Source organism: Pseudomonas sp. Ag1 (assembly GCF_000278565.1).
Lineage (GTDB): Bacteria > Pseudomonadota > Gammaproteobacteria > Pseudomonadales > Pseudomonadaceae > Aquipseudomonas.
Map to the genome: position 1 here is coordinate 37,118 of NZ_AKVH01000098.1, position 24,202 is coordinate 61,319.

The window sequence follows — 24,202 nt, forward strand, 5'->3', positions numbered from 1 at the left end:
ATTATTTCCCTTGGCATCCGAAGATTGCCGCAAGCGATATACCTCATATTCAAAACGTCAGCGTGACCGCAATCGTGTCGGTATAAGTGCCGGCCGGCAAACCCACCTTGCCTGGGGATTTACCGTAAATATTCACGGTTTGCGCAACCCCGGTGCTGGCCGCCAGATTGATAGTGCCGTTGTTGGCAAGAATTTGCGTGTGGGCGGCGTCGGTGTAGATGTCATAGGGCGCAAAGTGGCCGGCACCGTCTGCCAGGGCACGCGTTCCACCGGTGGATTTGCCATCATTGGCGCCGGACGTGATGGTCAATACCGGCGAAGTACCCGCCGAGCATTGAATAGACAAAGGCGCCCCGCCGCCGCCCAGCACTTGCCCATCAGCCTCGGTATACAGGGTGTTGGCGGTACCAAAGTTCAACGCACCGAAATTCAAGCCTGTGGTGCCTCCCACGCCGTTGACCAGGCAACTGTTGATCAATATCAGCGACGCACTGATTTGACCGGTGACAGTGGTCGCGGCCTGGGAGCCGGACACCCAGGCCAGTGTCGTCAACGCCAGTAAGACTCTTGAGATAAGTCCATTCATGAAGCTCTCCTTATGACTTGCCAACCCAGCGCGCCGGTTCAGGTCCCTGAGGTAGACCCTTGACACTTGTACAAGGATGGCCGTTGCGTAGAAGGTTAGTCAGTCAGGAGGAAACTGCCAGCCCGAGGCCAAATCGCTTTCACTTGCAGGCGGTTGCCTGGAGAGCTTTTCGGCCTTGTACCCGCAGGAGTCACTGGCCAGTTTTCGCTCCGTCGCTGCACGTCAGCGAACGGGTATCGGAACCCGGAAATTACAGGTACCTCCCTATCGATGATAAGCCTTCCGGTAGGTTGTGGGGCTCACGCCCACGATCGAGAAAAAGTGCTGACGTAACGACAGGCTTGTACCAAACCCGCAAGCGTCAGCGATCGACTCGACGCTATGGTCGGTGGTTTCAAGTTGCAGTTGGACGGCCTTGATTCGCTCATTCGTGAGCCACTTGCCAAACGTCGAGCCGGTCAGTTGCTTGAAGTGCCGGGTGAAACTGCGTCGACTCATCGCCAGCCTCGTCGCCACCTGATCGATTGACAACGGTTGTTCCAGGTTTGCCCGAAGCCAGTCCAGCAACTGGCCGAGACGCTGGTCGCTTGCGCCTTGAGGAACAGGCTGGCTGATGAACTGGGCCTGGCCTCCGTCGCGATGGGGGGAAACCAGCAGTTGACGCGCCAACGCGTTGGCAACCCCCCGCCCGTAGATCCGCCTGACGATATGAATACAGCAATCGAGCCCTGCGGCCACGCCTGCAGAGGTCAGGATTTGCTGCGCCTCGACATAGAGCACTTTGGGGTCCACTTCAATGCGTGGGAAATCTCGCGCCAGATGCGCCGCCCACGCCCAGTGCGTGGTTGCCCGCTTGTCGCACAGCAGGCCCGCATGGGCAAGCACGAACGCCCCCAGGCACAGGCCGACCACCAGCGCGCCTCGTTCATGGGCTGCCTGAAGCGTTTCGAGGAGTGCGCTCGGCGGCCTTTCGGTGACGTCCCGCCAGCTGGGAATGATGACGATGTCAGCTCCTGCAACCTGGTCCAAACCATGGTCACAGTGGATCGCGAAACCGGCGTTGGTAACCAGCGCCCCCTCTTCACCCGCACACACCACCAATTCGAACCAGGGCAAATCCCCCACTCGGCGATCTTTACCAAATACGAGGCACGGCACAGAAAGGTGAAAGGGGCTGATGCCGTTAAAGGCGATGACTGCAACTTTCACACTTCTTTTCATAGGGCGGGCCTGATCGAGATTGGCCCGATTCTAATGAAAAATGGTCATTGGGCCAATGGTGTGAGTTCCCGGATGCGTTCACTCTGATCGCAGCTGCATTTCACCGGGAAATGCGCAAATCAGAGCTCAGGGCCTCAATGAACATCGCCACCTTTTGCACGCTGGGAGCACTTATGACCACTCTTTCGATGACCGCACCGGCACACGCCAGCGAACCGGTGCCGTCCGTCCCCTATACCACCGAGTCCACTGGCTATCATTGGTCCAGCGTGGACGGCGTGAGGGTTTTCTATCGCGAGGCCGGCCCCAGGGACGCGCCGACCCTGGTGCTGCTCCATGGCTACCCTTCGTCCTCGCGCATGTGGGATTCGCTGATCCCGCTGCTTGCTGACCGGTATCACGTGATCGCACCCGACTACCCCGGGTTCGGCAGAAGCGACGCGCCCTCGCCCGCGACCTACACCTACACGTTTGACCATCTGGCCGACACCATGAGCAAGCTGCTCACGCAATTGCAAATCCATGAATACACCCTGTTTATGCAGGACTACGGCGGCCCGGTAGGCTTTCGGATGATCCTCAACGCGCCGCAAAAACTGCACGGCATCATCATCCAGAACGCCAATGCGTATGACGAAGGCCTGGGTGCCAAGTGGGCGAACATCGCCAAGTACTGGAAGGCTCCCGCCGAACATCCCGAACAAGTCGATGGGTTCACGGGGTACGAGGGCACGAAGCAGCGCCATCTGGGCACCAGCCCTCATCCCGAGCGTTACAACCCTGATGCCTGGGAGGACGAGTTTGCCGCCTTATCCCGTCCGGGCCAGCGGGCGATACAGTCGGCGTTGTTGCTGGACTACCAGAACAACGTGGCCTCTTACCCAAAATGGCAGCAATGGTTGAAAGACAACCAACCGCCGATGTTGGTCATGTGGGGAAAATACGACCCGTCGTTCATTGTGCCGGGGGCGATGCGCTACAAGGATGATGTGCCGGGGGCCGAGGTTCATATTCTGGACGCGGGGCATTTCGCGCTCGATGAAAAAACCGAGCAGATCGCCAGCCTGACGCGTCAGTTCATGGCGCGTATCACCGCCGGTAAATAGTAAAGAGTGGGAGGCCCGCGCCCGACTGATCGTCGGGTAACCCTGCAGTTCGTCGCCTCAAGCATTCCACTTCACTCAATCTCGAATACTGTATACACATACAGCACTCGAAATACCTCCTATGAATATCGACGAAGACACCTGCGGGTGGCTTGGCATCCCCACGCCTCTCGAAATGCACAAACAACATGCCCGGCTGCTCGAGAACGAGATCCAGGAACTGAACCTGCAACTGCGCAAGGCCCGGGCGGATATCTTCGGCCTGGTCGCGATGCTGACAGAAGCACAGGCAAAGAACGAAGAGTTTGCCGGATACCTCAGGCTGCGCGGTGCCGAAGCTGCAGCGATGAGGAAGCAGATCGCCAACCTCACCACTTCAGATCGACTCAGCACGCGCGAGGCCGAGAGGCTGCGCAGTGTGCTGAACGAACTGATGTCTCACCCGAAAACCATCGTCTAAGCTCAGGTTTCAGGTTGAGGGCTTGGCCATGTGCGGAAGACTTTCCCAGTACAGCGGCATTCACGACTTCGTCGCGGCGCTGAGCATGCAATGCCCTGGCGAACTCCGTGGGTGAGTTGCCGCGGGGAGAAAATCGACCTGCAACCGAGTGGAAGCTGACGCTGTTGATGACGGCGCTGAGGATCGCGCCAATCATCGTTTGGCTGAACGCAAACGCAGCCAAACCACCCCGACCAGCCCCAACGGCACCCCCAGGCTGAGCCATGAAAGCAGGTCATAGACGCCGTCACCGATCAGCGCCGAGAGCAATCCGAACAGGCTTAGAACAAAGAGCAACAGCGGCCAGCGAAAGATCATCCACAGTCCGCGCCTCATGATCGGCCCCCCATTTCCGGCCCGCTGGCATGCAATTCATCCAAGCGTTTTTGCAACGGTACCTTGCGACGGCTCAGCCACAGGTAGAGCCCACTGCCGAGGATGACGATGCTGATGAGATCGAGCAGCGTCCAGATGATCTTCAGCGGCACACCACCGTAATCACCAAAATGCAGCGGCTGCGAAACCAGCAAGGTTTTCACGTACAACGGCATCTCACGCATGTCGGTCAGCTCGCCGGTACTCGCATCCACCAGGGCCGGCTTGAGCAATCGCGCAGTGAGCGGCGTGGTGCCGCGCATGAACACTGCGTAATGGTGCTGGCTGCTGAACTGAGTACCGGGAAAGGCGATGAAGCTGGGCTCCATGCCTGGCGCCGCCTTACGCGCGGTATCCAGCGCTTTTTGCAACGACCCGAGGCGCTCCAGCGGCGGCGCATCCTTGTAGGGCGCGGTCATCTGCGCCAACTGGTCACTCTGCCAAAAGTCGAAAATGGGCAATGCCAGCGTATTGATCACGCCCGTCAGCCCCACCACCAACACCCAGGCGAGGGTGACGATGCCGAGCACGTTATGCAGGTCCAGCCACTTCAAGCGTGAACTGCGCCCGTTGCGCACGGTGGCGAAGTCCAGCTTGCGCATGAACGGTGTGTACACCACCACGCCGGACACCAGCGCCGCGACCAACAGCAGCCCCATGAAACCGAGAAACAGATAACCGGGCAACCCCATGAATAAATCGGTATGCAGGCGCAACATCAGGTTCATGAACCCTTCGTCTGGCGGCACCGCAGGAAATAACTCGCCAGTGCGTGTATCGAACGACTGCGAATGCCCCTCGATCGGTGGCGGCATAATGCTCGTTGCCGTGTACACCGTACCGAGCGGACTTTCCGGATCGAAACCGACAAAACGCACGACCTCCCCCGGCTGCGCCACCAATGCACTGGCAATGACGGTGTCGTAGTCGATTGGTGGTGTATCGGCGGTCAGCGGGCGCAGGGGCGGCGGCGGCTCGAAGTAGTGCTCAATCTCTTCATGAAAGATCAGTGGCAGCCCCGTCAGGCACAGCAACAACAGGAAAACGGTAGCGATCAGGCTGGTCCATTTGTGGACCAGAAACCAGATACGCAAGGTGCGTGCAGTCATGCTCGGTGGTTTTCCTTAAAGCGCCAGGGGCGCCGTAGCTGGCGGTCACGCAGCAAAGCCTGATTGCGCTGAGCATCGGATAATTCCTTGGTGTGTTGTTGGTTGGAGGCGGCCAGTTGCTGCTCGATGGCCAGGCGCTTGTCCTGCTCGGCGCGGGCCTCGGCGCTAGCGGCATTGCCGATCGCGTCAAGGTCCGTCTGGAATTGCCCCGCCTGCTTTGCCAGCTTCCCGTCAAACCGCCAGTCCTGCACCTTCCAGGCAGCGCCGACGCTAACGGCCATGGCCAGCAGGATCAGCGACGCCAAGCCTGCCAGCTTCTGCATGGTCGTCATGCCAGCACCTCCAGCGCTTTGTCATACAGCGCCTGGCGATCTTCCAGTCCATTGATTCCGCCATTGATGCGGCGAGTGATCTTCACGAAGTCGCCCTGATCCGCCAGGGTATTAAGCCCCGCGTCGACCAGAACCACGCCGCCGACATCGTGGCGTATTGCGGCTGCTCGAGCAGTTCGGGCTGATTGATCAGGTCCAAGCCCAGGGCATCGCCACACGACTTGTAGTTGGCCCGCCCGGTGATCTGGATCAGGCCGCGGCCACGGTACTTAAAGCCATCACCATTCACCGTATTACCCAAATCGGTGCGCCGTTCGTAGCCTGCCTGCTGCGCTGTGGGGCCCCACAACTCTTTCAGCCAGCGGAACGGCCCCGACTCATGCCCGACCTGGGCGATGAACGCAGCAATGCGCAGTCGAGTGACGATTCCATACTTGGCCATGGCCGAATTCAGCACAGGAACAAAAACGCCGGCTTGGCGGCCGGAGCTCGAGAGGATCTGCAGCAATTGCTGCGCCGTAATCGGCATGGTTTTCTCAAGGCGAAAAAAAGCCCGCTCATTGGCGGGCTTGTATTTGGTGGCAATCAATTATTGAATATCCAGCTGAGTGAGATCAAATCCATGTTATGTATATCAATCCAAGGCAAGAACAACTGTTAAATTCGGAGAGAATGTCACGTCTACTCTTTGAAGATATAAAAAACCAAAGAATCTATCAAAGACCCACCTTATGGGTCTCGCGAATAAATTGTAAATCGCGTATTTAGCAGGAGATCCAAATATTGGCATTGATGGAGCACCGCAGTATCTAACACTAAGACCAACAGAATCTGCAAAATATCTAATTTTCCCGCTACCGATAGTTGTCTTATGCGTAACATCTCCGTGCTGATGAATTCGGCCAAGAGGACTATCGCCATTTGGGAACCTAGCCAATATTGCACCGCCAGGATTTAGCTTGTTTTTTACCTCGGCTAAAAAACCAGGAATTTCAACCTAATCGATATGCTCTAATACATCGAAGATTGCGACAACATCAAATCTTTTACCGCTTGGAATATCGGACAAACTAGAATATGACTCATACCCCATAGATGAAGCCATGCCCACAAGCTCATCATTTAACTCGACCCCTACAGTTTCAAGTCCGGAATCAACAGCGAATGACATGAACTCTCCATTTCCAAACCCAATCTCTAGAACGCTTTCAATATTTGAAACGCCCGTCCTCTTAAGTTCAGAATTAAAAAAGGATCTGTGCCACTTGCTATGCGAACCAAAGGAATCACAATCCCAGCCCTTCCAGGAGAGATAATTTTCTTTATTTTCACCTACCATAAATCCCTCTCGCTTTTTATTCTGTAGAAGAAGTCAAATCATCTTGATGCGCTTCTTGCTGGGTATGAAATCCATCTACCTCTCTTGACTTCCTTCCGAAAAGTATAACTATTACTGAGAAATACAATAACGAATACAGATAAAAGCCACCGGCAGAATTTATTGTAGAGGCAACAAGTACTGACAAATAGAAAACAACAAACTCCCTATTAACCATTCTTGCCCTAAGCATTCCAAGAACGACAAGCGAGAGAAATACTAAAACTCCGATTATTCCATAGAACAAAAACATCGAAATCCACAAGGAGTTCTCTCTAACCTCCCCAACCAAAGCCGGCATAAAAATAGATGATGAATTAAGCCCAAACCCAAGAAGTATACCGCCATACTGCCTTGCAAGGTCCATCGACATAAATGTAGATGTAAGTCTTTGATTTGTAAATAAATCTTGTAACTGATCACGAAGACCGCTATCGAAAATAACTTGAACTCCGCACGAAACCCTGCCAGTAGTTCTTTCGAACCCATTAAGGCTTACAACAAGATTCGCGCAATCCATCATGAATAGCGTCGACATAGAAACAACAGCAACAACAAATATAAATATCTTAGCTGACGTACTTTTTATCCCGTACAAACAGGAGTACAAAAAAATCGCCAATAAAGTTGTCAGGATAGAAATAGGAGAGAATGTAATGCTTAGAGCGATCAGAGAAAGTGCAATATCAATCTTTGATTTTCTTAACCACCCAACAATCATTAATACCGCAGCAATCGGAGCAAATGAGGACGGCTCGGACAAGAATGCTTGCGGTCTAATCAAGTGCTCTGCAAAATATGTATTTAGAAGAAGTGAGACACCTGCTGTATAAAAAACAAACAGAGAGGCGACCGCAATTACCACAGAAAACCTTGAGAGAAAAATAAATACATCACAAAACTTATAAAGATCATCCCTGGCAATAGTCAGCGCATAAATACAAACAAAAAACAAATAAACCCAAAGCCTTATAGCGGCATAAAGATATTCAGCCCCATCCCCTGGCAATCCGGACCAGGGTATTACAAAATTAGCGTAGTATGCAATTTGCAAGAAAAGAAGAAAAAAGATGAAAACAATACAAAAATTAGCGACCTTCTCCTAACCGGATATCTAACTATGGCATAAATAGAAACTGCGATTTGCAAAACACCCAGATTAAACGATATGTATTCATTTTCACTTCCATATTGAAACCTATAGAAAAAATATCCAGACAAAAACAACACAAACTCAAATGTTCTAGATCTTAGCGTGATGATCAAAAAACTCTCCTTGTGAATTCGTGCATCCTTAGCTGTCAGATTATCTCCGGCGCCATTAATATATTGGTACGAGTTACACCCTCCCAAAAATCAAAAAACAGGAACCTAAAATACGAAAGCTATGCACTTTAGCTATAAGAACCTGCAGCAACAGGTTTATTCTAGACCAGATCGCCGCACCCGGTATTTCTTGATGCGAAGGAAGCATACGCCAAAACAAGCGCTCCGGTACTTATCGGCACCGGCTGGCTTGCTGGACGGCGGGATAAACCAGTCTGGGGCGTTAGGACGCTTTATGTTGTCCGGGAACGGTGCGCTCTCTGGCCAATCACGCAGCGCCTCGGCCTGGAGCGCCTTGCCGTCAGATATGTGGTAGAGCCCGCTTCCACCTGGTCGGGGTGCCGGTCCACCGCACCATCACTCAATGGAAGCCCGCCATCTCGCCAGTTACGCTCAATGGCGGCCGCCTGACATTCTGAAAAGATCAACTTGGTGCAACAGGCCACTTAATCGTGGCCGGGAAGCCTGCCTGCTGATAAACGCCGGCTTGGCGCCCGGCGTTCGGGAGGATCAGCAGTAGCTGCTGCTCTGTAATTTGCATAACGAAAAGCCTCTTACTCGCTGAGTTGCTCAATCAACCAGGTGGGCGCGACGGGGCGACCGGTACTGTCAGGAAAAATTGGCGTCTCTGGCCAACTGCGCAACCCCTGCCGGCAACCCTGAAGCGCCCTGTATTGCTCCATCGTTAACGTGGTTTCTTCGCCGCTCTCCACCTCATCTCGGTGCCGATTGATAATTCCGTCAGTAACCAATAACTGCGCATCGCGCCAAGCACGCTCGATAGACGCGAGCTGCTCTACCGTAGGCGGCGGAGCGTCCACGAGAAAAGGAAGTCCATTTTCATCATGAGCACGAACTTCCCCTGGTGCGGGATTCCCAATTACTAACAAAACCAACTCATCGGATATTTCTATTGCATCATTGGAATATCTTTATTCACACCCGCTAGATAAAGATTCCCGGTGGACTTGCTATATAGTCTTGACATGCACCCCTCCTAAATTACCAGCCAATTACAAACCAAGACACGTTATACCCGCCCGACGAATACGTTGTAATCTGATTCAAACTTACAGTTTTGATAATGCCTTGCGGTCCGACAGACGCATTAGCAAAGGTCCCCCCTATAGCTTTCATTACACCATTAGGGAAGGCCATAGGTAGACTCGTAATTTTGGTGTCAGAGCCAGTGTGAGCAGTCTCACCCCATTGAAAAATGAGCCCTCCCATCCAAACCGGGAGTACGATATAACCATTGGCCGCTCCCAACAAAGAGAACCCTAGCCTTAACTTCGCCACGGTAACTGCGTCTGAATTGTTAGTTAACCCAACCATCACATCATTGGTCGCAACTTTAATAATACCTGCGACCCCCTCTGTTGCGCCTACAATCAGTGTTGCCAACCGAACACCCAGAGTTTGCGGCGTAACGGCTGTAGAGTTGTCGATGCCCGCGTTCACTTGAGCCTGAGTAGACAGTTTCAGTACCCCAGCCACAGCAGTCGTTGCCGAAACCCAAAGGGCATCTAGTCTATTCTTGAGCGTCAGAGGGGTCACAGCAGAGTTATTGTCAAGACCACCCATGACCTCCGCGCCCGTCGATATTCTGATGAATCCAGCGACAGCCGTGGTTGTTCTGACCGGCGCCCGGCGCCCGATCGTGGGCCGAGTGTTATGCCGGCGATACCGTGTGAAACGCCGTGTATACCGAGGCAGCCCAAGAACTAAAGGACGCCATGGACCTGGCCTACCTGAGTGGCCAACGCCCCGCCGACGTGCTCAAGGTGGCCACCACAGATTTGAACAGCGGATTCCTAGGGGTGACACAAGGCAAAACCGATAAGAAGCTTCGACTGCGATTGGAAGACGACGGAGTGCAATCTGGGCTGAGCGCTTTTATCAGCGACCTCCTAGAACGCAGGGCCCTGAACGGTATTAAAACATCGACGTTGATCACCAACGCATCCGGCCTGCGAATGAGCCAGCAGATGCTGCGCAACCGCTGGGATGAAGCCCGCGAAAAAGCAGCCGTCAAAGCCGGCGCCGACGGTGACCCTGCATTGGCCGTGCTGATCCGCCAGTTCCAGTTCAAGGACATCCGCCCAAAGGCCGCTAGCGAGATCGAGCTTACACATGCCAGCCGCCTGCTCGGCCACAGCACCGAAGAGATGACCAAGCGGGTCTATCGGCGCGTGGGTGAGATCGTAAAGCCCACGAAATAACGCGTCACAAACTCTCCCCACCAGTTGCGACTCCCCCCCTCAACGCCTCCCAAAGTGCAGGGGGTTGCGAAAACGATTGTAAAAGTTGCGGAAACGTTCTCAAATCGCAGGCAATAAAAAACCCCGTAGACCATTGATCTACGGGGCTTTAAGAGTGGAGGCCGAGGTCGGAATCGAACCGGCGTAGGCGGATTTGCAATCCGCTGCATAACCATTTTGCTACTCGGCCTCAAACGATCAATGCCTTACAACCGACATTCACCGCATACAAACTTGAGTGGGCTATGTGAAGCCTGCCTCTACTCTATCTCATTGAAAACATTGAAGTTTTTAATGCTTCAGTGCGTTCGATGGGCGCAATTATGTACTCATTTGCCAGGGCTTGCAACCCCTTGATTTCAAAAAATATTCTCTCAAGGGGCAGGTATTCCTGGTGGGCTACCCTACCGCCCGGCTTCTTCCTTGTCACGGATAACCTGCAATTGGTACTGCGGGTCCGCCTTGATCTGCTGTTCGGTAAACGGCAGCGGGCTGAGTTTTTTCTCGGAAAACGCCTGGGTCTGGTCCTTGAAGTATTTCGACGCGGGGTCGCTGGACAAGGAGAATGCCAGCACACCTTCGGCATTGGGCCCCTTCTCGTCGAACGTCACGATCTGCAAGTAGCTGCTGCCGCTGACTACCTCGCGCTTGCCATCGGCCCGAGGCACGCTTTGCATGGCGTTATAAACGCCCAGCTCTTGCGGGCCGCCGTGGATCGGTGTCTGGCCCGAGACCTGAATATCACCCCAGCGGCTGTCCGCCGTCAGCCCGCGCTTGGCCACGTCGGCAGCTGATGCGAGCATCGCTTCATGCAGCGCCTTGGCCACGTTTGCCCGATCGACCGCCAGCCCACGTGGTGTGGTCAGGGGTTGTGCCGGATCGAAACCCACCTTCCACGCGTCCGGCGCTTGCGCCAGTTGCTCCGCCAGGTTGATGAAGTGCACCAGGCCCAGGCCGCTGTCGAGGTTGGCGCGCTGGTCCCAGTTTTTCAGGCTGTCGCACACCGATTTCACGCTGGCATCGGCACCCGCGCAGAACTTCAGCAAGTCCGGCATCACCTGGCTGGCAAGATACACCTGGTTGTCCATGACCATATTCTGCAGGTCGGCGACCTTGATCGGTTGCTTGTCGAGCTCCTGCAAGCGTTGCAAGGCAAAGCGCGCACGCGGGCCCAAGCCGATCTTGTCCTGGCTGATAACGGGCGAGAACCCGGTCAAGGGTGCCTTGGGGTTGACCAGCCAGGCCGAGTCATTGGAGTGCTGCACGTAGTCGGTGCGCTCCAGTTGCGGCAGTTGCTCGGCGGGGAAGATCCCGGCCTGGGCGGCACGCGGGTCCACGTCCCAGGCGCAGGCGCTGCGAGAGCCGTCGAGCATGATGAATTGCAGCCCGACCCGTGGGTCACTGCACTGTGCGAGCTTTTTCGCGCTGACGTTCGGCACCACCGACAGGTTCATGTACAGGCTTTGACCCTGGTCATCCGCTGCCACCGTGTTGACCCACGGGATACCTTGCAGGGTGTGTACCGAGGTTTGCAGTTCCTTGAGGTTCGCCGCGCGGTTCATCGCGTACCACTGTTGCAGCACACGGTCGTTGCCCAGGTTGGCATCCCGCAGGCTGAAGGCATATTTGGCGTCCCAGTCGAGTTTGCCCGGCCATTGCACGATGGGGCCGAACTGCGAGCTGTAGACCGTGCGGGACTGTTCCCGGGTACCGCCGTCGGCAGTTTTTACCGCTACCTTGATCGTGTTTTTATCCATGGGCACGGACTTGCCGTCCAGCAAATAGCGAGTCGGGTCCTTGGGGTCCAGAGTCAGGCGATACAGGGTAAAGTGCTTGGACGTATCAACGGTGTGCGTCCACGCAACGTGCTGGTTGAAGCCGATATTGATCACCGGCAGGCCCGGCAACGCAGCGCCCATCACATCCAGCTGGCCGGGGATGGTCAGGTGCATCTCGTAGAAACGCATGCCGCCCACCCACGGAAAATGCGGGTTGGCCAGCAGCATGCCGCGGCCGTTGAACGAACGGTCACGCCCCACCGCCACCGCGTTGCTGCCACGGTCCAGGGCGAAACGTTGCTGGTTGGCCGCCGCGACCTCAAACGCCTTGCTGTCCACCTGGGCGACGGTGTTGGGCGGCGTGGCCCCCACCAGGGCCTCGGCAAATTGCCCGACGCCACCTTCCACCAGCAGCCGGCGGGTCAGCTTGACCAGGTCTTCGGCCGTGATCGGCCGTACCCAGGCCGCCTGGCACTGCGCCGGCAAACCCTGGGCAGTGCGCTCCTTGAGGTAGTGGTTGTAACCGGCAACATACCCTTCAATGCGCTGCTGCATCGCCGGGGGCTGGGCTTTCCAGAATGCCGCAACGGCCTGGGGGGTGTTCAGCCAGGTGAAGAACACGTCGTTGGCAAGGTTGTTACGCCCTTCCAGGGTCGCCTGTTCGGGACCAAAGTACCTGGCACGCTCGCCATTGACCGTCACCACTTCATTGGCCAGCAGGCACAGGTTGTCCTGGGCATAGGCATAACCGATGCCGAAACCCAGCCCACGCTCATCGTTGGCCCGGATATGCGGGACACCAAAGCTGGTGCGACGGATCTCGGCGGTGGCCTGTTGCTCCTGCACCCGCGCCGCGGCCGAAAGACTCAGCCCCAGCAACGCCCCTGCCACACACACCCTGAACAACCCGTTGGAAATAATCACGCAGACTCCACAGCCAAATTAAACACCGCGACGAGGGACAGCTTCGCCAACACCTCAGTTAAGACGTAAATACCGGGAATAATTTTAGCAGCCGCAGGCGTTTATTCGGACAGGTCGGTATGTCTCCAGGATGTTACCGACAAAATTTCTACATCCCCCGCTTCATGATTTGTGCAGCTCGTACGTCTTATTAACTAAGAGCGCCATCATTTTCCTGATCAGGCTCTGATAAGGAGTTTCTGCATGTACAACTCGCAACTGCCCACGGAAGGACACTCACCCATGCATGACGGAGGTTTTGCCACCGGCAACCAGGCGTTCGGCAAGGCGCCGGAACATGGCAACCAGCGTATTCGTCATTTGCTCAAATGCTTTGGCCTGCGCACCAGCCTGATCCGGCTGAAGGTCATCGACGCCCTGCTGACCGCCGCCGACAACCAGCGCACCCTCGGCGTGCGCGGCGTGCACAGCCATTTGCTGGAGCTGGGCATCCCGTTGTCGTTTCTCAGCGTGCGTGAGGTGCTCAAGCGCCTGTGCACCGAAGGCGTGATCACCCTGAACGCCGACAAGAGCTACAGCCTGCACGAGCAGGCTGCCAAAGTCCTGGAAGGCCGGGCCTGACTCAAAGGTTAGGCTTGACCTTGCGACGCATCACACCGTTGATCACCACCACGGTTACCGCTACCGCAATCGCGATGTACTGGAACGTCTTTTCGCTGATGACCCCGTTGTTCTGCAAGTAGGACAGGCCAAACATCGTCCCCAGCACCAGCAGGGAGATCAGAATCGAGTATTTCAAACGTTGCTTTTGGGTCATGACGGGTTCCTGAAGCTAAAAAATTGTGTCCACTTTGTATCGACTACCACACCAAGCACATACCTGTTAGCGGGGATGGATTGGGGTCGGCGGGGTCTTATGTTACAGGCGATGAAAAACTTTGGCTTGCCCAACGCCTGATTGAACCTGAGAGCACCCTAGAGGATTTTGAAATGCTTCGTCGAATCACACTGCTGATTCCCTTGCTGATCATGTTGAGCATGAGCGGCTGCATTATTTTCCCCCACGGCGGCGGCGGTTGGCATGACCATCGCTACAGCGAAGGCGGACCGGGGTATTACCATCGCTGATCGGTCATCCGTACATTTTCTGACATCTTGAACACTTTACAGGCGGAGCCATTCCCCCTGCTTCCGACACTCAGCAAGAGCGTCCAGGAAGCAGGGAGGTTTTCCTGAAAGGCGCATTCCTGAATGAGCGTGCCTAAAGGTGTTCACGATGATAGTCAGCAACTCGGTTCCTTCCTCCACTGCATACCCACCACCGCCCCCTCCTCCGATACCACTCCCCGATATACCGTCATACCCCGATGAAATATTGCAAAGCGCAACGGACATTCCGGACCCCGCGGCTGACACACCGCCCCCCAATGGCCCGAAAGCCTTGGAGACCGCGCTGGCTGACCGAAAAAACTGGCAGGCACTGGCGCAGCAGCTCACTCATGTCGCCACGTTGGCAGGACCGAACGCGCCGTTTCTGGTGGTGCGATCTGCGCTGGGAAGCACGCTGATGGACCTCGCGCCCAACTCTTCTTACCCCCCAAATAGTGCTAACGCCGTGAGTCTTGCAAACTTTCTCAAGGCTATGGGCCTGCCCGAGCCAACCACCCATGATGAGCTGCTGACCCTGGCGCGCACATCGCTGACACGTTCCCACCCCCATCCATGGGGAAATCTGGGCGGCGCCTTGTCCTGGCCCCTGCCCTTGAGCACACCTCAGCAGAACGAACTGCTCACCGCCGCCAGAGAACATGCCGCTGGCCCTCCGGATGTTCAGCAAGCAAGCCAGCAGCGGGGGCTCCTGGAGTTTCTGAACGGTAACCTGCCGCTCTCCAGCGACGCCTCGAGCGATCCGGCCAAAACGCTGGAAGCCCTCATCCGTTCCCCCCGAGGCCAGGCGCTGGGAGAGGCCTTGCAGACCAACCTGGAGAGCATTGCGACTGATAGCAGTGTGAATGATCACGTACTGGCGGCCATCAACCTCGATCTGGATCAGGAATCCATCACCCAACCGCATCGCAACAAAGTGGCCGGATTCGACCTGTCACATAAACAATATTGGGGCAAACCCACCTCGGCGATCGTCGCCGGCCTGCGCGAGCACTTGAGTGATACCGGCAAAACCTCACCTGCCAACGCCTCGCTGGGTACGCATCTGCTGTTGATGCGGGCGGCGCCGCAGTTGCTGATCAAGGATATTCCCGACAGCGTGGTCTACGGCAGCCTGGCCTGGGCCAACCTGTGCATCGCGGCGGCCGCCATCGAAGCCAGGTCCCCTGGCAGCGTAGCGAACATGAGTTTTGCCGAAGTGATGATCGCCGCCGACTCAAGTGGGCCCGCGCCCGAAGCTGCCCAAACTGCGGCATTGTTGGACTGGGCCGTGGTCAATGGGGTGCTTGAGGCGAAAGACGACACGCTTTACGAAAAACCAGACATTGATACCGCCATGGACGCGTTCAACTATCAATTGGGCAAGCTGAAACACGCCTCCGGCTTGCTTGACACCCCGATGCCCAGCCGCAAGCAGATGGCGCTGGACCTGCTCAAGGAAAAATTTGGCGAAGGCGTCCCCTTTGAAGAGAAGGTGTTGCTCAAGCCCAACAAAACCGCCAACAAGACGATCCCCACTCGCGGCCCTTATTCCATGCTGGACCTGACCATGCAAGGCGAGAAAATAACGGCATCAGACTGGGAGCTCAAACCTGGAACGCATGGCGTCGATCTTGATGCCTTCGCCGCCTTTACCCATGGCCCCGGCTTTAAAGTCCCCGACACCTTTGACAAAGCCATTAGCCAGACCATAAGCGACTATAAAACCGTCAAGAAATATTCCATCTTGAATGCCCTCGCCAACCTTCCACCGGAGGACAAAGAAAACTTGCGGTTAGGAAAGCTGAACTTCTACAAAGAAAAATCCTACAGAGTCAGCTGGACACCATTCGCGGGAGAAACCCTCTTCCATACAAGCAAAAAAATACTGGTCACCACAAAACACCAGAACAAGCCGTCCACCTATGAGTTCGATACCGAAAAAGGCAGCATCAGGAAAGTCAGCAACGCAATTATCACTCGCCAGGACCAGAAGATCGCCAACGAAGTAACCCGAATAGAAGAGTTCTCCACCTTCGATGCCAAGCGCGACTATATAAAGCAAGAGAACCCGCTCGAGGGATCCAATCCCAACCTGTTCAGGAATTTCCGGGCGGAGTACCTTGCGGATTCAATCGTCGAGGGGCTCGATCTGGAAACCTTCAGGCAACAAGCGGCCGGAAGTACGCCGGATGAGCATAGAAGGACGGTCGCCAGCACCATCGGCAACTTTTTTCTCGACCTTGTTCCGCTCAGGTCGGCCATCGTCAACTTCAGTAATGGCAACTATAAAGATGGGTTCTCTGACCTGGCATTTGATGTGTTCGGCTTTCTCACGGCAGGTGCAGGCGTCGCCGCGAAGGTCGGAAAAACCCTGAGCACTGCCAGCAGCGCGGCCAGCAAAGCCCTCAAGCTGAGCAAGATTTTCGGGGTTACCGCACTCTCGGAACTCAATCCGCTGAGCGGACTTGGCGACCTGGTAGTCGGCGCGGGAAAACTCGCCATCGACGGCGCAAACGCAGCCACCCAGGGCTTGAAAACGCTCAAGGGTACAGCGAGCAACAGGGAGCTTGCCGCCGCCGGCACTCGATATGACGCAGCCGCTACCGGCTCATTCCAGATGGGCGAGCAGACGGTCGAGGGCAGCGCGGTGCAGATCAAGGGCAAGTGGTACGCTTTCGACGCACAAAAGCACCAGCCATACGGCAGCCCCCTGCAAGCGCTCAGTAGCGCTGATACGCTGGAGCCCTCCCCCAACGCCTATGCCTCTTCGAGCAAGAGCACTCACCGGTTTAACCCGATAAACACCGTCAACCGCCCACCTCCAATCAGGAAGCCGTTACCCGAGGGCCAATACGTGGAAAGTTTGAAAGGCAGGCTCGAATCATCCCATTTCAAATCCGACACACGCCAGGCAACGCTGGATAAGTTTCGGGTGGAAATGGAGGATTATTACGATGCGATAAAAGACGGAGGCCTTCCGCCGCGCCCTACAATCCCCGATGTTCCCGTACCGATCCCCGCAGCCGATCTGATCACAAAGGCATTGAAAGCATCAAACGGCGTGGTGTTTGGAGAGTCTCACTCGCAGATGGCCAGCTTTAAAATGCTGTTCGACAACGTCGATACGCTAAAAAACCAGGGTGTAAAAAAAGTCTACTTCGAAGGGTATATCGACTACATCGGTGGCCCCGTTGATGATGGAATCGGAATGCTCGGAAACAGCAACACTCGCCGCACGAATCCAACACTGGAGCAACTCAAGAAAAAATTTGAAGACAATGGAATAGAGCTTTTACCCCTCGATCACTATTATCTGACGCGACATAGACACGACAAATCCCGTGATCGCACCCGGACTGGCGTCAACTCTGAAAAGCGGCTCAAGGAATTCAACTACTACGCTGCGGAAACCATCCAGGCAAACTCGGGCACCGAAAAGTGGGTCGCGTTAGTGGGGAGCGCGCACATGAACACCTCCGAAGGTGTTCCGGGCCTGGCGGAACTGACGGAAAGCATCGGCATCGGGGTTTTTGACAACAGGAACATGACCCACAGCAGCATCGGGCTTAAAGCAAAAAACCCTGCGCCAGACCCGAACCGGCCATTACAGCCCAACGATATTCCAGGCGACCTGCGCATCTACGTGAAACCCTGAGCACATCGCAAAGGCCCGGAAAGCCTCCGAGCCTTTGCATGAGGTGTTCACCCTCCATGCACCCAGCGCTGATGCAACCAGCGCGCAAACGCATCCAGGGCAAACCCCAACAAGCCGATCAGCAGCACCATCGCCATCAGCTCCGAGTAGGCCAGCCGGTCGCGAGTGTCGAGGATGTAATAACCCAGCCCGGCACTGACCCCGAGCATCTCGCACGGCACCAGCACGATCCACAGGATCCCGATGGCCAGGCGCACGCCGGTCAGCACGTGCCCCATCACCCCGGGAATAATCACCCGGCGCAAGGTTTCCCAGCGCGTGGCGCTCAGGCTCTTGCTCAGTTGCAACCAGCGCGGATCGAGCTGACGCACACCCGCCGCCGTATTCAGCAGAATCGGCCACACCGCTGCGAACGCCAGCAGGAAGTAGATCGGCTGGTCGCCCACGCCCATCAACATCACCACGATGGGCATCCACGACAGCGGCGAGATCATCCGCAGAAACTGGAACGCCGGCGTGGTCGCCGCCTCCAGCTTGCGCGAACTGCCCACCAGCAAGCCCAGCGGTACACCAATCAGCAATGCCAGGAACAGCCCGACGAAGATCCGCTTGAGGCTCACGGCTATGTTCAGGTACAGCTCGCTGCGGCCCAGCAACTCCCACAGGCTGGCGAGGGTCGCCGACAGCGAAAACCGCGCAGACAAACCGTCCGCGCTGCCAAAGACCTTCACCCCCAGCCACCAGAGCAACAACAACCCCGCCAACCCGCTCAAGCCAAGCAACCAGCCCGGCAACCCCAAGGTTTTGCCGTTGTTCAAACGCCAATCTCCTCGTTTCGCTCAAAGCCCTCAGGCAAGCCGAAGGTCTTCATGCCGCCCACCGCCGCGATCGCATTGCGCACGAAGCGGTCGTCCACCAGGTCCTTGGCGACAAACGCCGGGTCCAGGTCGGCGAGGAATTTCTTGTCGCCCTCGATGAGCGTGTCTTTCAGGCGGCGTACCAGTTCCTCGGTGTAGCTGGGGAATGGATACGGCTGGAAGTCGATGCGGTGCTCGTCCCAGTTGGCGTGCTGGATCGCGCCGTCAGCCAGGTAAGCCGCACGGTCGCTGGCAGCCGGCGCCAGGACTTTGCGCAGCACTGGTTCGGCATGCGGGGTGTAGCGGTTCTCGCCGTCCTTGGACAGCAGCTTCACCGCCTCTTCACGGTTGTCGCGGGTCCAGACCTGGGCCTTGACGATTGCATTCACCACCTTCTGCGACCATTCCGGGCGGTTGGTCAGGTCATGCTCGTGCATGAACACCACGCAGCACGCATGGTTGCGCCACACATCGCCGGTAAAGCGCTGTACGCGGCCCACGTTGAGGTTTTCCGCCAGGGCGTTGAACGGCTCGGCGACGATGTAGCCGTCGATGCGCTTGCTGGCCAGGGCCGGCGGCATGTCCGAGGGCGGCAACACGATCAGGTTGACCTCGTTGGCGGCAATCGCACTGCCGGCGGCACGGGCCACCGGGCTCAGGCCGTTGTCGCGGAACAACTGCTGCACCACCACGTTGTGAATCGAGTACCAGAACGGAATCGCCACCGACTTGCCGCCCAGTTGCTTCACGTCGGTAATGCCCGGCGACACGGTCAAGCCCGAGCCACCCACATGGTTCCAGGCCACGACCTTGGCCGGGACCTTGCTGCCATACCGCGCCCATACGGTCATCGGCGACAGCAGGTGAATCACGTTGACCTGCCCGGAAATGAACGCCTCGATCACCTGCGCCCAACTGCGCAGCAGCACCGGGCGCTCGGCCTTGATGCCTTCGGCCTCGAACAGGCCATTGTTGTGGGCCACCAGCAACGGCGTGGCGTCGGTGATCGGCAAATAGCCGATGCGTACCGGTGCGTCCGGCTCACTGGCCGCCCGGGCCTGCAAGCTGCTCAGCAATGGCAAGGCTCCGGCGGCACTGAGCACGGCCGAGAGTTTGAGAAAGTCACGGCGCGAGTGAGTGAGGTCATCCAGACACATGGCAAGGCTCCAGCAGTTCAGGGGGTTGGGGGTCAGTGCGGCTCGCCCGCCGTAGGGTTTTGAGAATTTCGATGCGCAGGGTGCCAATGGCTTCCACCTGTTCTTCCCGCGGTTGCGGCAAGTCGATGCGCCATTCGCCGAGGGTCCGCGCCGGGCGGTTACCCAGTAGCAGAATCCGATCGGACAACAGCAGCGCTTCGTCGATATCGTGGGTGATCAGCACCGCCGCCGAACCTTGCTCGCGATTGACCTTGAGCAGCAGGTGCTGCATGTCGGCACGGGTCACTTCATCCAGGGCACCGAAGGGCTCGTCCAGCAGCAATACCTGCGGCTGGCGGGCCAGGCAACGGGCCAGCGCCGTGCGCTGGGCCATGCCGCCGGACAGCGCCGCCGGGAATTGCTGGCGGGCGTGTTCCAGGCCTACGGCGTGGATCGCATGGTCGACGCGGCTGCGACGTTCTTCAGGGCTGAGGTGCGGCTGGCGGGCAAAGTCCAGGCCGAAGGCGACGTTCTTTTCCAGGCTCAGCCACGGCAGCAGGCTGGGGTCCTGGAACGCCACCGCCACGCGCGGGTGCGGGCCATTCAACGGCTCGCCCAACAGGCGGATGCTGCCGCCCTGGGGCGCTTGCAAACCGGCGAGCACCCGTAGCAGGCTGGACTTGCCAACGCCGCTGGGGCCAAGGATCGACACCACTTCGCCGGGCTGCAATTGCAGGTCGAAACCTTCCAGCACCGAATTGCCCCCATAGCCCAGGCAAATTCCCTGGGCGTGCAATACCGCCTGGTTCATAGATTGGCCTGACGGTTCAACTCGGTGCGCAACTGCACCAGGCTCGGGGTCACGATCGGCACAAACGCCGACTCGCGCCAGCGCCGGGCAAAACCGCTGCCGTGGGCCGTCAGGTAGGCCTTGCCGCCGCTGGCTTGCAGCTCCAGTTGCACAGCGCTGGCAGCGATTTCCGCAAGGGCGATGCGCAGGCGGAACAACGGTACCGGCTCAGTGCCGAAGCGGCCGGCCAGCAGGCCTTTCTTCAGGTCGTTGACCGCCTGTTCCAAGGAGGTACGCAACACTTCCAGCTCTTCACGCAATACGGTGCGGCTGGAGCCCAGGTGATTGGCCACCTCCGCCAGCGAGCGCCGCGCCAGGCCGATGGACATGCCGCATTGCAAGCCCAGAAACGCCGGGCGCACGGCCGGCAGGAACTTGCGTGCATCCTCATGCAACAACCAGTCGCGGCTCAGTTCCACGGCTTCAAAGCCGAGGGCTGCGGTATTGCTCGATTGCAGACCCAACAGTTCCAGGTCACGGGAACGTTGCAGCCCGGACACCGAATCCGGGATCGCCAGGATAAACGGCGCGCCGCCCTGGGCATGCTCGATGGCGGCGGCCACCACAAACCCATTCTTGCGCAGGTTGGTCACCCAGTGCAGGCGGCCATTGAGGTTCCAGCCGTCGTCGGTCGGCTCTGCGGTGATTTGCAGCGACTCGATGCCAGACAAAAACTTCATCGCGTTGGACAGCCCGGTGGCCCCGGCCAGCTTGCCGCTCAGCAGGTCCGGCAGCAGTTGCTCACGCAGGCGCTGATTCGGGCTTTGCAGCAGGTATTCGATAAACGAGCGTTGGCCCCAGCATACAAACGCCGACGCCAGGGAATGGCTAGCTACGTCGGCGATAGCTTCCACCGCGCCGGTGACATCGCCGCCCAGGCCACCGAGGTCCTTGGGCACACCGATACGTAATACATTGGCCTCTGCCAGCCGTGGCAGCACTTCCTGCGGATCGCAACTGCCCACATCCAGGGCCTGCGCTTGAACATCGAGCCAACGGCTCAAGATTGGGTCAAGCATTCATGTTTCTCCTTGTTGCAGCATGTTTACCATCGCGAACGCTTGCGCGCCTTCAGCTAGCCGGTTTTTCCCAACGGTATTGCGCCAGTTCCGGGTTCAACGGGGTACGGGCAAACACGTTGGCGAAGTTGCACAGGGTGGCCAGGCTCACACCCAGAATAACCTCAAGGGCATGACCGTCGGTGTAGCCTGCCTCACGGAACGCGGTGTAGCCGGCGTCGCTGACATCACCGCGGGTGGCGATCACTTCACGGGTGAACGCGGCCAGTGTCTCATAACGCTCGTTGGGCAGTTCGCCACGCTGGCGCAGGGCGTCGATCACGTCTTCCGGCAGCTTGGCTTTGTTGCGCGCTACGGCAGTGTGCCCGGCGACGCAGAAATCGCAACCGTGGTTCGTGGCGGCAATCAGTTGCACCACTTCGCGGTCGGCCAGGCTCAGGTCGGATTTGGCATTCAGGCCGGAGACAGTGATGTAGGTTTCCAGTGCCGCCGGGGCATTGGCCAGCACCGCCAACAGATTGGGGATGAACCCGGAACCCTTCAGGGCATTTTCCAGAAAGGGCTTGGCCGCCTCAGGAGCGGTTTCCAGGGTTAGCATCGGTACGCGGGACATGGAGTGGTCTCCTCATGGATTCGTGTACCAAGTCTGTTGGTTATAAAAAATCCGCTCAATAGTCTAAAGTAGCGATTACTTGCTCTAGAGTCTTTCCGTTAGATGAATTCGTCCAGTTCACTCGTCGATTGGTTATTAGATAGCCTTGAACTCAACACCAGCCTGTTTCACGTCGGGCGTTACTGCGGCGACTGGCACGCCAGCACCCATGGCCTGGCAAGCGCGAGTTTTCATCTGGTGGTGCAAGGGCAGTGCTGGATGCACATTGACGGCGACTCGACCCCTTACCCATTGAACAACGGCGATGCAGTCTTCCTGCTGCGGGACCTGGCGTACCGCTTGTCCAGCGATGGCACCGCCGCCGGCGCCCAGGAATGCCCGCGCAAGCCAATGGTGCCGCTGGACAACCAGGCGAGTGACGGCGTGGGTTTGGTGTGCGGATTTTTTCATTTCCAGTCCGGGCTGTCGGCGATGATTGTCGACACGCTGCCCGCCTGGATCATCCTGCGGGCCGGTGACCCTTCGCTGACCGCTGCGCGCAACCTGTTCGAATTGATCCTGCAGGAATGCGAGCGCACGCCGGCGCCCTCGCCCGCCTTGCTGGAGCGCCTGTGCCACCTGCTGTTTCTGTACGTGCTGCGCCAACAGGTGCTGGACAACACCGACCTCGGCGGGCTCGCGGCGCTGGCCCGGCAACCGGCGTTTGCCAACCTGCTGGAACAGTTGATTGCACGCCCCGCCGATCCCTGGACCCTGGAAAGCATGGCGGCCTGCACGGGCTTGTCGCGGTCGGCGTTCTTCAAGCGTTTCAATGAACTCTGCGGCCAGTCGCCGGGGCAAGTACTGCTGATGATGCGCGTACGCCACGCCTGCCAGCTGTTCAAGCAAGACCAGACGGTGGCGGACGTATCCCTCGCCGTGGGTTATCAATCGGTCGCCGCCTTTACCCGCGCCTTCCATAAAGTCACCGGCATCCAGCCCGGCGCCTACCGCAAGGCTCAAGGCTGACGCTGCAACCCGTTGCCCGGCCGGGCGCAAAGCTCCACCAGCCAATCGACAAATACCCGCACCCGTTGCGACAGCTGGCGATGCGGCGGGTACAACGCAGTGAGCGGCAACTTCGGCGGCGGCTCATGCGCCAGCACCTCCACCAGCGTGCCCGCTTCCAACTGGCGAACGGCGTGGTAGTACGGCGTCTGCACCAGGCCGTAACCCGCTTCACAGGCCGCCAGGTAGCCATCGGCACTGTTGACCGCCACTTGCTTGGGCAGGTCGACCAAACGGATGTCGTTGCCGATCTGAAACTCCAGGCCATAACGCTTGCCGCTGGTGCTGGAGAAATATTCCACTACTTGATGGCCGGCCAGGTCATCCAGCGTCGATGGCATACCGAACTGCTGCAAGTACCCGGGACTGGCGCAGGTCACTTGATCCATCATTGCCAGCGGCCGGGCCACCAGTGACTCATCCAGCGCCAGGCCGCCGCGCAACACGCAGTCAACGCCTTCGCGGATCAGGTCCACCGGGCGGTCGTTGAGGCCGATTTCCAGATCAATCTGCGGGTAACGTGTGGTGAACTCGGGCATTGCCGGAATCACCAGGAAACGCCCGATCCCGGACGGCATATCGATGCGCAACGTGCCGCGCGGGTTTCGTCGGCTGGTGGAGAACACCGCCTCGGTTTCCTCAAGGTCCGCCAGCAGGCTCACGCAACGCTGGTAGTAGGCGGCACCGTCCAGGGTCGGGCTGACCTGGCGCGTGGTGCGCTGCAACAGTTGCACCCCAAGGTGCGCCTCCAGTTGCTTGATCAGGATGGTCACCGAGGCACGCGGCAGTTGCAGGCTGTCGGCCGCCCTGGCAAAGCCGCCCAACTCGACAATCCGCACAAACACGCGCATGGCGTTGAAACGGTCCACTGGCTGGTTTCCTACCTGGATTATTTAGAATTTCATAATAGTGATAGTGGTTTTAGCCGGTTTATCCCGCTTTTGTCGAGGGCAACAATGGAGCCCTTCCCACACAGGAGCT

At 57.6% G+C, this 24,202-nt stretch carries 23 protein-coding genes, 1 tRNA gene and 3 pseudogenes; 8 read left to right on the plus strand and 19 right to left on the minus strand.

The window, feature by feature from the left end:
• Positions 1-49 precede the first annotated feature (49 nt).
• Both A462_RS16695 and A462_RS16690 read right to left on the minus strand, forming a co-directional pair.
• Positions 50-586, minus strand: coding sequence for a Csu type fimbrial protein (locus A462_RS16695; protein ID WP_032899364.1), 537 nt, complete (start codon positions 584-586; stop codon positions 50-52).
• 264 nt (positions 587-850) lie between these two features.
• Positions 851-1,807 carry a GlxA family transcriptional regulator gene (locus A462_RS16690; protein ID WP_050550309.1) on the minus strand — a complete coding sequence of 319 codons (957 nt, stop codon included), beginning with the start codon at positions 1,805-1,807 and terminating at the stop codon, positions 851-853.
• 137 nt (positions 1,808-1,944) lie between these two features.
• Between A462_RS16690 and A462_RS16685 the strand changes: the two genes are divergently transcribed.
• The 3 genes and pseudogenes from A462_RS16685 to A462_RS34885 form a co-directional block, all read left to right on the plus strand.
• On the plus strand, positions 1,945-2,913 hold the full coding sequence (locus A462_RS16685) for an alpha/beta fold hydrolase (protein WP_238544235.1): 969 nt from the start codon (positions 1,945-1,947) through the stop codon (positions 2,911-2,913).
• A gap of 121 nt (positions 2,914-3,034) precedes the next feature.
• The gene (locus tag A462_RS16680) at positions 3,035-3,373 is read left to right on the plus strand and encodes a hypothetical protein (protein WP_008435088.1); all 339 of its coding nucleotides are present in this window, start codon (positions 3,035-3,037) and stop codon (positions 3,371-3,373) included.
• A 28-nt stretch (positions 3,374-3,401) separates the two neighbouring features.
• Positions 3,402-3,496: pseudogene (locus A462_RS34885) on the plus strand (DUF159 family protein); the annotation flags it as partial.
• A 69-nt stretch (positions 3,497-3,565) separates the two neighbouring features.
• Here A462_RS34885 and A462_RS0132465 read toward each other — a convergent pair.
• The 8 genes and pseudogenes from A462_RS0132465 to A462_RS16660 form a co-directional block, all read right to left on the minus strand.
• Complete coding sequence (locus tag A462_RS0132465; protein ID WP_023658797.1) at positions 3,566-3,748, minus strand: hypothetical protein; 183 nt, start codon at positions 3,746-3,748, stop codon at positions 3,566-3,568.
• The gene (locus tag A462_RS16675; protein ID WP_003207680.1) at positions 3,745-4,896 is read right to left on the minus strand and encodes a PepSY-associated TM helix domain-containing protein; all 1,152 of its coding nucleotides are present in this window, start codon (positions 4,894-4,896) and stop codon (positions 3,745-3,747) included. The genes A462_RS0132465 and A462_RS16675 overlap by 4 nt, the downstream gene beginning before the upstream one ends.
• A 41-nt stretch (positions 4,897-4,937) precedes the next feature.
• Positions 4,938-5,228 (minus strand): annotated as a pseudogene (locus A462_RS16670) (lysis protein); the annotation flags it as partial.
• Positions 5,225-5,757, minus strand: a pseudogene (locus tag A462_RS0132470) (glycoside hydrolase family 19 protein). The pseudogenes A462_RS16670 and A462_RS0132470, both read right to left, overlap by 4 nt.
• Before the next feature lie 468 nt (positions 5,758-6,225).
• Positions 6,226-6,567 carry a class I SAM-dependent methyltransferase gene (locus tag A462_RS33395; protein WP_083853210.1) on the minus strand — a complete coding sequence of 114 codons (342 nt, stop codon included), beginning with the start codon at positions 6,565-6,567 and terminating at the stop codon, positions 6,226-6,228.
• Between the two features lie 16 nt (positions 6,568-6,583).
• Entirely contained in the window at positions 6,584-7,660 is a 1,077-nt protein-coding gene (locus tag A462_RS34260; RefSeq protein WP_157222840.1) for a hypothetical protein, read from the minus strand.
• Between the two features lie 826 nt (positions 7,661-8,486).
• Positions 8,487-8,753, minus strand: coding sequence for a phage tail assembly chaperone (locus A462_RS34890; RefSeq protein WP_008435093.1), 267 nt, complete (start codon positions 8,751-8,753; stop codon positions 8,487-8,489).
• A gap of 181 nt (positions 8,754-8,934) precedes the next feature.
• Entirely contained in the window at positions 8,935-9,516 is a 582-nt protein-coding gene (locus A462_RS16660) for a gp53-like domain-containing protein (protein ID WP_008435096.1), read from the minus strand.
• A 116-nt stretch (positions 9,517-9,632) separates the two neighbouring features.
• On the opposite strand from A462_RS16660, the gene A462_RS16655 reads away from it, so the two are divergent.
• The gene (locus A462_RS16655; protein ID WP_371318391.1) at positions 9,633-10,154 is read left to right on the plus strand and encodes a tyrosine-type recombinase/integrase; all 522 of its coding nucleotides are present in this window, start codon (positions 9,633-9,635) and stop codon (positions 10,152-10,154) included.
• 155 nt (positions 10,155-10,309) lie between these two features.
• On the opposite strand, the gene A462_RS16650 is transcribed toward A462_RS16655, so the two are convergent.
• Positions 10,310-10,383, minus strand: a tRNA-Cys gene (locus A462_RS16650).
• A gap of 214 nt (positions 10,384-10,597) precedes the next feature.
• Entirely contained in the window at positions 10,598-12,895 is a 2,298-nt protein-coding gene (gene pvdQ / locus A462_RS16645) for a bifunctional acylase PvdQ (protein ID WP_008435101.1), read from the minus strand.
• A 243-nt stretch (positions 12,896-13,138) separates the two neighbouring features.
• On the opposite strand from pvdQ, the gene A462_RS16640 reads away from it, so the two are divergent.
• On the plus strand, positions 13,139-13,516 hold the full coding sequence (locus A462_RS16640; RefSeq protein WP_032899365.1) for a hypothetical protein: 378 nt from the start codon (positions 13,139-13,141) through the stop codon (positions 13,514-13,516).
• Position 13,517: 1 nt separating this feature from the next.
• Here A462_RS16640 and A462_RS16635 read toward each other — a convergent pair whose 3' ends face one another.
• Positions 13,518-13,712 carry a hypothetical protein gene (locus A462_RS16635; RefSeq protein WP_003207574.1) on the minus strand — a complete coding sequence of 65 codons (195 nt, stop codon included), beginning with the start codon at positions 13,710-13,712 and terminating at the stop codon, positions 13,518-13,520.
• A 173-nt stretch (positions 13,713-13,885) separates the two neighbouring features.
• Between A462_RS16635 and A462_RS34625 the strand changes: the two genes are divergently transcribed.
• On the plus strand, positions 13,886-14,023 hold the full coding sequence (locus A462_RS34625) for a hypothetical protein (protein WP_003207572.1): 138 nt from the start codon (positions 13,886-13,888) through the stop codon (positions 14,021-14,023).
• A gap of 313 nt (positions 14,024-14,336) precedes the next feature.
• Positions 14,337-17,699, plus strand: a complete 3,363-nt coding sequence (locus A462_RS16630; protein ID WP_238544236.1) for a membrane-targeted effector domain-containing toxin — start codon at positions 14,337-14,339, stop codon at positions 17,697-17,699.
• Between the two features lie 47 nt (positions 17,700-17,746).
• On the opposite strand, the gene A462_RS16625 is transcribed toward A462_RS16630, so the two are convergent.
• The 5 genes from A462_RS16625 to A462_RS16605 are packed head-to-tail and all read right to left on the minus strand — an operon-like array spanning position 17,747 to position 22,174.
• The gene (locus A462_RS16625) at positions 17,747-18,499 is read right to left on the minus strand and encodes an ABC transporter permease (RefSeq protein WP_172834573.1); all 753 of its coding nucleotides are present in this window, start codon (positions 18,497-18,499) and stop codon (positions 17,747-17,749) included.
• A gap of 14 nt (positions 18,500-18,513) precedes the next feature.
• Complete coding sequence (locus tag A462_RS16620; protein ID WP_008435110.1) at positions 18,514-19,713, minus strand: ABC transporter substrate-binding protein; 1,200 nt, start codon at positions 19,711-19,713, stop codon at positions 18,514-18,516.
• A complete protein-coding gene (locus A462_RS16615) occupies positions 19,700-20,503 on the minus strand; it encodes an ABC transporter ATP-binding protein (RefSeq protein ID WP_008435112.1) in 804 nt (267 codons plus the stop codon). The genes A462_RS16620 and A462_RS16615 overlap by 14 nt, the downstream gene beginning before the upstream one ends.
• On the minus strand, positions 20,500-21,561 hold the full coding sequence (locus tag A462_RS16610; protein ID WP_008435115.1) for an acyl-CoA dehydrogenase family protein: 1,062 nt from the start codon (positions 21,559-21,561) through the stop codon (positions 20,500-20,502). Before A462_RS16610 ends, A462_RS16615 begins: the two co-directional genes overlap by 4 nt.
• 52 nt (positions 21,562-21,613) lie before the next feature.
• Positions 21,614-22,174: a carboxymuconolactone decarboxylase family protein gene (locus tag A462_RS16605; protein WP_003207562.1), complete on the minus strand. Its 561-nt coding sequence runs from the start codon at positions 22,172-22,174 to the stop codon at positions 21,614-21,616.
• Positions 22,175-22,276: 102 nt separating this feature from the next.
• Between A462_RS16605 and A462_RS16600 the strand changes: the two genes are divergently transcribed.
• The gene (locus A462_RS16600; RefSeq protein ID WP_008435118.1) at positions 22,277-23,182 is read left to right on the plus strand and encodes an AraC family transcriptional regulator; all 906 of its coding nucleotides are present in this window, start codon (positions 22,277-22,279) and stop codon (positions 23,180-23,182) included.
• Here the strand turns inward: A462_RS16600 and A462_RS16595 are convergent.
• A complete protein-coding gene (locus tag A462_RS16595; protein ID WP_008435120.1) occupies positions 23,173-24,090 on the minus strand; it encodes a LysR family transcriptional regulator in 918 nt (305 codons plus the stop codon). The genes A462_RS16600 and A462_RS16595 overlap by 10 nt on opposite strands.
• Positions 24,091-24,202 lie beyond the last annotated feature (112 nt).

Bases quoted from the DNA above. Each gene is read 5' to 3' on its own strand.
- A462_RS16660 (WP_008435096.1), bottom strand. From the start codon at position 9,516: ATGGGTGGTCTTGACAATAACTCTGCTGTGACCCCTCTGACGCTCAAG.
- A462_RS16635 (WP_003207574.1), bottom strand. From the start codon at position 13,712: ATGACCCAAAAGCAACGTTTGAAATACTCGATTCTGATCTCCCTGCTG.
- A462_RS16685 (WP_238544235.1), top strand. From the start codon at position 1,945: ATGAACATCGCCACCTTTTGCACGCTGGGAGCACTTATGACCACTCTT.
- A462_RS33395 (WP_083853210.1), bottom strand. From the start codon at position 6,567: ATGGTAGGTGAAAATAAAGAAAATTATCTCTCCTGGAAGGGCTGGGAT.
- A462_RS34625 (WP_003207572.1), top strand. From the start codon at position 13,886: ATGCTTCGTCGAATCACACTGCTGATTCCCTTGCTGATCATGTTGAGC.
- A462_RS16610 (WP_008435115.1), bottom strand. From the start codon at position 21,561: ATGCTTGACCCAATCTTGAGCCGTTGGCTCGATGTTCAAGCGCAGGCC.
- A462_RS16690 (WP_050550309.1), bottom strand. From the start codon at position 1,807: ATGAAAAGAAGTGTGAAAGTTGCAGTCATCGCCTTTAACGGCATCAGC.
- A462_RS16605 (WP_003207562.1), bottom strand. From the start codon at position 22,174: ATGTCCCGCGTACCGATGCTAACCCTGGAAACCGCTCCTGAGGCGGCC.
- A462_RS16600 (WP_008435118.1), top strand. From the start codon at position 22,277: ATGAATTCGTCCAGTTCACTCGTCGATTGGTTATTAGATAGCCTTGAA.
- A462_RS16640 (WP_032899365.1), top strand. From the start codon at position 13,139: ATGTACAACTCGCAACTGCCCACGGAAGGACACTCACCCATGCATGAC.
- A462_RS16695 (WP_032899364.1), bottom strand. From the start codon at position 586: ATGAATGGACTTATCTCAAGAGTCTTACTGGCGTTGACGACACTGGCC.
- A462_RS16615 (WP_008435112.1), bottom strand. From the start codon at position 20,503: ATGAACCAGGCGGTATTGCACGCCCAGGGAATTTGCCTGGGCTATGGG.
- A462_RS16680 (WP_008435088.1), top strand. From the start codon at position 3,035: ATGAATATCGACGAAGACACCTGCGGGTGGCTTGGCATCCCCACGCCT.
- A462_RS0132465 (WP_023658797.1), bottom strand. From the start codon at position 3,748: ATGAGGCGCGGACTGTGGATGATCTTTCGCTGGCCGCTGTTGCTCTTT.
- A462_RS16675 (WP_003207680.1), bottom strand. From the start codon at position 4,896: ATGACTGCACGCACCTTGCGTATCTGGTTTCTGGTCCACAAATGGACC.
- A462_RS16620 (WP_008435110.1), bottom strand. From the start codon at position 19,713: ATGTGTCTGGATGACCTCACTCACTCGCGCCGTGACTTTCTCAAACTC.